The sequence below is a fragment of the Hydrocoleum sp. CS-953 genome, assembly GCF_002260545.1.
GTDB lineage: Bacteria > Cyanobacteriota > Cyanobacteriia > Cyanobacteriales > Microcoleaceae > Trichodesmium.
Genome location: NZ_LGSU01001270.1, coordinates 1 through 8,988 on the forward strand (window position 1 = coordinate 1; position 8,988 = coordinate 8,988).

The window sequence follows — 8,988 nt, forward strand, 5'->3', positions numbered from 1 at the left end:
ACTTATTATTATATTAGTCATTGACCAAAATAAAATACCATACAGCATTTTTTATTATATTAATAAATATCAGGGACGTTTCATCGAACGTCCCTGCTGTGGTTTTGATATCAAATTCAGTAGTATCGATATAAAAAAGCATAGAAACCGGGTTTATATTAAGTGCCACACCATGCTAACATCTACCTCCCATAAACCCGGTTTCTTATAATACTTCCGTTGCCAAGCGGATTTGATATTATACCATTTCCCAAAAGTAATTCTTGATATTGTGAAAGTAGAGCTTTCTATCACAATATAAATCTTATTTATTCACCCCACTCTTACCGAAAAATTAAGGTATAAAGCATTTTAGGCAATCCTTCTATTACAGAAGAGGTAATTAATAATTAATAATTAATAATTAATAATTGTTGAAAACTTCTAAACTGCCACAAATTCCTTCACTTCACCAGTCAAACTAAACGGACGTACTTCAGTAATTTTCACTTTTACTAACTTACCTTTCAACTGATTAATATCCCCCTCAAAAAATGTCAGACGGTTGCCACGAGTACGACCCATAACTTGAGCAGAATTTTTAGGGTTTGTGTCTTCAACTAAAATCTCTTCAATACGACCCATATAACGTTGCGACCTTTCTGCTGCTTTCACACCCACCAAATGATTCAACCGTTGCAAGCGATCGCTTTTCACCTCTTCACTCAGTTGATTTTCCCATAAAGCTGCAGGAGTTCCCGGCCTGGGAGAATAAGCAGCAGTATTCAACAAGTCGAACCCAATATCGTCTACCAATTTCAGCGTATTATCAAATTGTTCCTCAGTTTCCCCAGGAAAACCTACTATTGCATCAGCACTAATAGAAGCATCTGGCATCAGTTCGCGAATTTTATCAATAATTCGGCGATATTTCTCATGGGTGTAACCTCTTGCCATCGCTTTTAATAATTCATTATCTCCAGACTGAAACGGAATATGGAAATGTTCACAAACCTTGGGCAACTCAGCACAAGCTCTAATTAAACGTTCCGTGAAATAGCGGGGGTGACTTGTCGCAAAACGAATGCGTTCCACACCTGGTACATCATGCACATAGTAAAGTAAATCTGTGAATGTGTATTTATTGCGCCCTTCTGCTGTTGTTCCCGGTAAGTCCCGTCCGTAAGCATCAATATTTTGCCCTAACAATGTAATTTCTGGATAACCTTGTTTCCCCAACTCTTCCATTTCAGCGCGAATAGCTTCAGGATAGCGAGACTGTTCTCTACCTCTGACACCAGGAACAACACAATAGGTGCAGTGTTCGTTGCAACCATAAATTATGTTTACCCAAGCAGTAATTTTACTATCCCGTCTGGGTTTGGTGATATCTTCGACAATGTGAATGGGTTCAGTGGCGACTACTTGGTTGCCATTGAATACCTGTTCTAATAAATCTTGCAAACGGTTAGCGTGTTGGGGTCCCATAACTAAGTCTAGTTCAGGCACTCGTCGCAATAGTGCTTCTCCTTCTTGTTGAGCGACACATCCAGCAACAATAAGAGTGAGGTCTGGTTGTTGGTGTTTGCGTTTTGCTTGTCTGCCAAGATAAGAGTAGACTTTTTGTTCGGCATTGTCGCGAATAGTGCAGGTGTTGTATAGAATGATGTTGGCATCGTTGGGGTCATCTGAGGAGATGAGGCCCATATTATCTAGAATACCCGCCATGCGTTCAGAGTCGGCCTTGTTCATTTGACAGCCGAAAGTGGTAATGTGATAGCGATTAGTATTTGTATTCATAATAAACTATTAGAATAAAATGATAGTATACAAAGGATTTAATATTATATCATAGTTTAGTTGATTTTAGGGAGGCGATCGCTAGCCAAATTTCTATGTTAACCCCTCAAACCCGCACAAATAAAACCACTCCAGTATATCGGATGGGCAAAAGGACATTCTTCTTGGCTCTTTTGCTTTAGGTTTTCAATTGTTGTGCCAATGCGATCGTAAATTTTAGCTTGCTTTGCCCGTTCTTTCTGCAACTCTTCATATTCTAGGGAATCTTTGGGGTAACTGTCCCGCTGCTTTTTTGCTTCTCGTAACTGTTCCCGGGCTTCTTTTAATTTCTTTCTTAAGGATTGCTCCAATTCCTTTCCATACTTCTCTTCAAACTCCTTGCCAGTCAACTGTCGTAATTTCTGTTGGGCAAGTTGCAAAGCTTGGGGACGATTTTTACCTGCCTGGCGCAGTTGATGGTAAAATATGGAAAATATGGAAGTGGCTAAGTCATCCACAGACCACAATGTACTCACTGCTCCCCTAGCTCCAGCGCATAAAAACCCTGTGTTCAAGGTCATCATGTTATCGCTGATGTCTGTGCTTCCGAGGTTGGTTTCACAACAAGACAGGAATACTTCATCTAAATCTGGGAAACGGAACGCCGGAGATAATAGCTGCCCCAGAGTTATCCTGCCGTCGGCTAAGATGAGGGCGGATTCGAGGTTGTTGTCGAGGCGAGATTGGGCGTGGTGGGTTGATAGTAAGCGTTGCACTTGGGGCAAGAGTTTTTTGTACTCGTTGACAGTGCCTTGGCTGCCTTGGAGATATTGGCTCTCGGCGACTTGGTACATTTCTGCAACTTGTCGCCCTTCGTAAGTGGAACAGGGTAAGTCTTGGGTGGTATCTTCCACGATGCCATAGGTAGGAGAATTGGTTGCCAGGGGTGGGCGTTGGTAGCAAAAGTCGAGAACTTGACAACTTGCCTGGGTGCGGATCAGGAATTTGTCGCCGAAATAGTGGTTGGATGCCAGGGGTAGGGCAGCAAAGGGGATTTGATGCAGATATAAATGGGGGATGAGGATTAATTCTTGGATGCCCTCTAATTTCTCTACTAATTTATCTAATTCCAACCGCCGACTAATTTCTGCGAATTTCGATGCTATCTGTTGATACCATTCGCTGTCTAACCGTTCTTTTTCCCTCTGCGACAATTCCTCAAGTTTAGATTTGTTGGCATTCTGGAAAGTTTCATCTTCAAGAAGGACAGTTACTTCTGTCTCTAGGAGTTTCCAGGATTCAATCGCCTCCACCTCGTATCCTAACAACTGGGCGACGGCAATGAAACCGGGTAAGTAGGAGCGCTCGACATAAGGTATTAACCAGTTGTCGCGCAACCAGATTTGCAACTCGCGATAACCTTGGCCTGAGCAGGTATGCACATCAACTCCACTGCGACGCACTATGAAAACGTGGGTGTCGTCGATGGTGCTGTAAAAGCTAAGAATGGCGGTGGTGTCGTCTTCGATAAGTTGCTGCAATTGGGAAAATTCCAAGGGGGCAACTTGAATACCTTCTGCCAACACTCGGTCTAATTTGCGAATTTGACGGTAAGTTTCCTGCTTTTCTGCTTCTAATTTTGCTATATCTTCACTTTTGGCTTCCAAAGCAGCCCGCTGGCGGGTAGCGGTAGCAGCATCTGTGGTTTCTCGGTTGTCTGGGGATTGGTTGGGGAACCTCAAGCCGTCTATTCGCCGTTCCAAATACTCAAATCGCTGCAATAGTTCTTCTACTTCTGAAGGAATTTCTCCTCGTTGGTAGACATCTTTACTTGCCATGAGATCGACTAACTGCCGACTGCGAGAACGTTCTGCGTATGCAAAAGCTTGGGAGTATTCCTTGAGGTTGACAAAGCATTGCACTATCTTAATGTAAACTCCTATTGCTTTTCTGAGGATTTCTTGACGGCGATCATCGTCTTTTGACCAACTACGGGTGAGTTCCACTGCGGTTATGGATTGTTTGTAGGCATCAATGGCTTGCTGCCAGCTCCTTTTCGTGAAGTGGAAGTTCCCTAAACCAATTGATGTGTTGAGACATTCAACAGGATTCGCTTTCGAGGTGTAAACTTCCAGAGCATTTTCGTAGGCAGCGATGGCTAATTCCAGATTTTCAGCCCTGTCTCCTTTGATTCTATTACCGTAGTCAGTGCCCAAATTATTCTGAGTCATTGCCCATTCGTTGGGGAAAGCATCTTGGGTGCGAACTTCCAGAGCTTTTTCGTAGGCAGCGATAGCTAATTCCAGATTTTCAGCCCTGTCTCCTTTGATTCTGTTACTGTAGGCAATGCCCAAATTATTCTGAGTCATTGCCCAGTAGTAGGGGAGAGCTTCCTTGGTGTGAACTTTCAGAACATTTTCATAGATAGCGATGGCTAATTCCAGATTTTCTGCGGTATCTCCTTTGATTCTGTTTCTGTAAGCATTACCCAAATTATTCTGAGTTATTGCCCAGTAGTAGGGTAGAGCTTCCTTGGTGTGAACTAAGAGAGTATTCTTGTAGGCAGCGATGGCCAATTCCAGATTTCCTGCCCTGTCTCCTTGTATTCTTTGACGGTAGGCTTCACCCAAATTATTCTGAGTATTTGCCCAGTCGTAGGGGAAAGCATCTTTGGTATGAACTTCCAGAGCATTTTCGTGGGCAACAATAGCCAATTCCAGATTTTCGGCCCTGTCTCCTTTGATTCTATTTCTGTAAGCATTACCCAAATTATTCTGAATCTTTGCCCAGTCATTGGGGAAAGCTTTCTTAGTGTAAAGTTTCAGAGCATTTTCGTAGGCAGCGATGGCTAATTCCAGATTTTTGGCCTTGTCTCCTTTGATTCTGCCACTGTAGGCAGTACCCAAATTATTCTGAGTCATTGCCCAGTCGTAGGGGAGAGCTTCTTTGGTGCGAACTTCCATAGCATTTTCATAGGCAGCGATAGCTAATTCTAGATTTTCTGCGGTATCTCCTTTGATTCTGTTACCGTAGACAGCGCCCAAATTATTCTGAGTTGTTGCCCAGTCGTTGGGGAAAGCTTTCTTAGTGTAAAGTTTCAGAGCATTTTCATAGGCAGCGATGGCTAATTCCAAATTTTCGGCTTTGTCTCCTTTAATTCTGTAATTGTAAGCAGCGCCTAAATTATTCTGAGTCGTTGCCCAGTCGTTGGGGAAAGCTTTTTTGGTGTAAACTTCCAAAGCATTTTCGTATGCCACAATGGCTAATTCCAGATTTTCGGCTTTGTCTCCTTTAATTCTAAAACTGTAGGCATTACCCAAATTATTCTGAGTCTGTGCCCAGTCATTGGGGAAAGCTTTTTTGGTGTAAACTTCCAGAGCATTTTCATAGGTAGCGATGGCTAATTCCAAATTTTCGGCTTTGTCTCCTTTAATTCTGTTACGGTAAGCAACGCCCAAATGGTTCTGAGTATCTGCCCAGTCGTTGGGAAAAGCTTCTTTGGTGTAAACTTCCAGAACATTTTCGTAGGCCACAATAGCTAATTCCAGATTTTCGGCCTTGTCTCCTTTGATTCTCTGCAAGTAAGCAGTGCCGAAAATAACCTGAGTCATTGCCCATTCATTGGGGAAAGCTTCTTTGGTGTAGACTTCCAGAGCATTTTCGTAGGCAGCGATGGCTAATTCTAGATTTTCTCCGGTGTCTCCTTTAATTCTGTTACGATAAGCATTGCCCAAAAGAGCCTGAGTAATCGCCCATTCATTGGGAAAAGCTTCTTTGGTATGAACTTCCAGAGCATTTTCATAGGCAGCGATCGCCATTTCCAGATTTTTTGCGGTGTCTCCTTTAATTCTGTCACTGTAAGCATTGCCCAAAGTACCCTGAGTCGTCGCCCAGTTGTTTGGGAAAGCATCTTTGGTGTAAACTTCCAGAGCTTTTTGGCACACAGCGATCGCCAACTCCAGATTTTCAGCCTTATCTCCTTTGATTCTGCTGTAGTATTCAATACCTAGTCGAAACGAAGAGTGGGCTTCCCACTGACGGTTTTTAATTTCTCTAGCAGCAACCAAACATTTTTGTAGGCATTCCAAAGACTGCTCGTATTGTTGCAAAGACTGATAATTAAAACTCAAATTCCAGAAAGAAACAAATTCCGCACAACGATCTTTAATTTCCTGTCTAATAGCCAAAGACTTTTGATGATAAGCGATCGCCTCTTCATACTCTCCTAAATTTCTACAAACATTACCCAAACCATTAAAAGCATCAGCCTTCCCTTTAGCATACCCCATCGCCTCAGCAATACTCAAAGCCTCTTGATAATAACCCTTTGCCTCCTCATATTTCCCCAAAGAATTATCCACCGCCCCCAAACCATTAAGCGCATCAACCTCTCCCTGACTATCTCCAGTTTCCCTAGCAATAGCCAAAGACTCTTGATGCAGAGCGATCGCCCTTTCATTCTCCCGCAAACACCGACAACCTTTACCCAAACTATTGAGAGCATCAACCTCTCCTTGACTGTCTGAAAGTTCTCGATATATGGTTAAACTCAGTTCTGAAAATTGTACCGCCTCAGAAAACTGACTAATTTCGTATTCGCGCCTCCCCATTTGACTCAAAACATCCGCAGTTTCCTGCCTCACAACCGCCTCTCTCTCAGAACTTCCCAACACCTCCCCCACTTGCAGCGCCACACTTAACAGGGAATTTGCCTTATCCCAATTTTTATTATCCCTCAAACTTTCGGCTTCCTGCGCCATTACTTCCAATAACTCCGGGGTAACTAGCTCTGGGTAGCCGTTTAAAACCTCCTGAAATTCTACCCCACTGGTAGAACCCCTCGGACAATTCTGCAATTCTATAATCAGCTTTAAATAAGCTTTTTGCCGTTGAGATGCTTTTTCAGCATTTGGCTCACCAAATTCTTTTGCCATAATTTTTGATGAATTTATAGCTGAATAAAATAGTAATTTTTTAGTATTTTAACCCAGAACTTGATGAGTTCTATAAATCATAATCAATACAGGTAATTAACACTGCCAGCAGTTCCTGAAGAACAGTCTCAGAAACCCGCCCCAAACACCTAACGAACCTTTCACTAGAAATACTCCGAACTTGGAGAACATTACCAGCAGAGTCCCTATCCAAACGATTATCCTGGGAACGGGGAATAGGAACCATAAAAGGGCGGTTTTGAAATTTAGGTTACCATTTAGTTATAGGAATAACAATTCTGATAGGAATGGAACTAAAAATGTCAGAATTAATTACAACAGTCGGGCGAGTTTTTTTAATTTCTTGTCCCCTAGTTGGATCGAGTTCCACCAGCCATATTTCTCCTCGTTTAGGGTTATTCATCTTCCAGTTCCCAATCTTCCCCATCAAGAACCGAAAACTCAGTTAACTCTGGATCGTTTAAAAAATCTTCAGCAGTTGCAGCTATATAAGGAGCCAAAATCTTGTGGCGCTCTGCAACTGGCAGCCGAGCAATTTCTCCCATAGATAGCCGAGTTGGCGACTCCATTGCTACAGCTTGACTATCGATAGCACCAATTAAATCTTCTGTCAGCTCGGACAACATTGGTTCTGGCATTGGCGTCGCATTGGGTACAACTCGCTCCTTCGGCAATTGGGCAGCAATCCAATTTTCAGGAGTTAAACCTTGTTCTCTGGCAACCTCTAAGAGAACTTTGTAAGTTTGTTCGGGTAGAATAATAGTATGATTTGACATAAGTTTACAAGTAATTTTTTAGCATTTGAACGCAGAACTGGATATTAATTATCCTTTGGTGGGAAGTAGTTGGGAAAGAAGGATAGCTTCAATTCTCTTATTACTTTTTCTCCATTATTCCTGTTCCTCAAAAATCTGATCTAATTTCTCCAGCAATTCTTCAGCTAATTCCAAAAGTTCGATTCCATCCTCTTCATTTTTATCACTTATATCTCGGTTACTACTAGCTACGTTAACACCACCAACCAATAATTTTTTTACAGCCAAAATACGATCATCCTCGTCAGAAATTTGCCACATTTTTTCTAACTCTGAAGCAATTTCTGATGTAGATTTTTCTCTTAATTTTTCCCTCACTCTTACTGCTACTAAATCATCACTTTCTAGCAGAAAAATTATCGAATCAAAATAAGTATTACTATCCCAATTTTCTAACCAATCTCCATCAACATCTTCTACATAAATTTCTGCTGCATCTAAACCATAATTTAAAATATCAGCTTGTAATTTTCGAGATGATTCTAATAGTTTAGTAAACTCTGCTAATTTTTCTTCTGGAGGATTTTTTGGGTTTGTCGCCATAATATTAATATTTTTCCTCAGTCTGTCTAAATTCGGTTATAAACTACACTTTAAATAATTACCTTTCTGGAGATTGTCGCTGTTATCTAATGTGATTTTGACTAATTCATTTTGATAATCTTGTTTGCCCGGATTATAGCTTAAAAAAAGCCCTCTGTCAATTTCCCAAAATACTAGAGTATCTTTCCACTTTTCTGCCTTATTTTTAGCCAAATTTTTAGATAAAGTTGTAAGTTGAATACATAATGGTTTCTCTTGACTACTACTAACAATAATATCGGTTGCCATTGACAAATCAACAATATAGCGTTGTAAAACTGTGCCTTGATTAAGTTCAATTTTTTTAGCTGTATCGCTAATTATTTTTCCATCTTCTTGAGTAAATTCTCCTGACATGAGTTTTTGTTTCCAAATATAAAATTTAGGGTCTTTTTCTCGTAGCCATTTTGGAAATAATTCTTGATGCCAATATTGTTCTGTAGGATTCATTTGTCGATAGTCAAATTCTCCCTCAATTTCCTTTTCAATAGATTTGATAATTAGGAAAATTTGAGAATCTTCAATAAGCTGTTTCAAAAAAAGTATTACAAATGGTTTACTTGTCAAAGTACCAGGTTTTAAATGTTTAATCCATCTATTTACTTCATTTAATCTTTTTGTCAAATATGGGTCTACTGAAGATGCTTCCTGAATCAAAGATTTTAATTGTGTCTTGAGTTCCCTAGCTAGCAAAATACAAATTCCCTCAATTGATTATTATTGATTAACTGTTACAGAGGATTTCAGGTTTATGAGGTACAATAGCACTAAAATTTTCGGAAAGATTTTGTTGAGAAAAAAGGTCTAATTCAAATATCAGATACTAAAGCGATAGAAGCAATTATTGATGAAGTTTTAGCAGCACATCCAGACGAGTT

The 8,988-nt window shown here is 40.7% G+C and carries 5 protein-coding genes and 2 pseudogenes; 1 reads left to right on the forward strand and 6 read right to left on the reverse strand.

From position 1 onward, the window contains the following. Positions 1-423: 423 nt before the first annotated feature. From miaB to AFK68_RS22315, 6 genes and pseudogenes are all read right to left on the reverse strand, one after another. Complete coding sequence (gene miaB, locus AFK68_RS22275; protein WP_094675186.1) at positions 424-1,779, reverse strand: tRNA (N6-isopentenyl adenosine(37)-C2)-methylthiotransferase MiaB; 1,356 nt, start codon at positions 1,777-1,779, stop codon at positions 424-426. A gap of 98 nt (positions 1,780-1,877) precedes the next feature. Then, a complete protein-coding gene (locus tag AFK68_RS39510) occupies positions 1,878-6,692 on the reverse strand; it encodes a tetratricopeptide repeat protein (protein ID WP_210407559.1) in 4,815 nt (1,604 codons plus the stop codon). A 70-nt stretch (positions 6,693-6,762) separates the two neighbouring features. Further along, positions 6,763-7,140, reverse strand: a pseudogene (locus AFK68_RS42285) (type II toxin-antitoxin system PemK/MazF family toxin). After that, on the reverse strand, positions 7,109-7,489 hold the full coding sequence (locus AFK68_RS39525; RefSeq protein WP_210407562.1) for a hypothetical protein: 381 nt from the start codon (positions 7,487-7,489) through the stop codon (positions 7,109-7,111). The pseudogene AFK68_RS42285 and the gene AFK68_RS39525 overlap by 32 nt, the downstream one beginning before the upstream one ends. A gap of 114 nt (positions 7,490-7,603) precedes the next feature. Beyond that, positions 7,604-8,071 carry a hypothetical protein gene (locus tag AFK68_RS22310; RefSeq protein WP_094675188.1) on the reverse strand — a complete coding sequence of 156 codons (468 nt, stop codon included), beginning with the start codon at positions 8,069-8,071 and terminating at the stop codon, positions 7,604-7,606. Between the two features lie 36 nt (positions 8,072-8,107). Continuing rightward, on the reverse strand, positions 8,108-8,803 hold the full coding sequence (locus tag AFK68_RS22315) for a hypothetical protein (protein WP_094675190.1): 696 nt from the start codon (positions 8,801-8,803) through the stop codon (positions 8,108-8,110). A gap of 87 nt (positions 8,804-8,890) precedes the next feature. Between AFK68_RS22315 and AFK68_RS22320 the strand changes: the two are divergent. Continuing rightward, positions 8,891-8,988: pseudogene (locus tag AFK68_RS22320) on the forward strand (hypothetical protein); the annotation flags it as partial.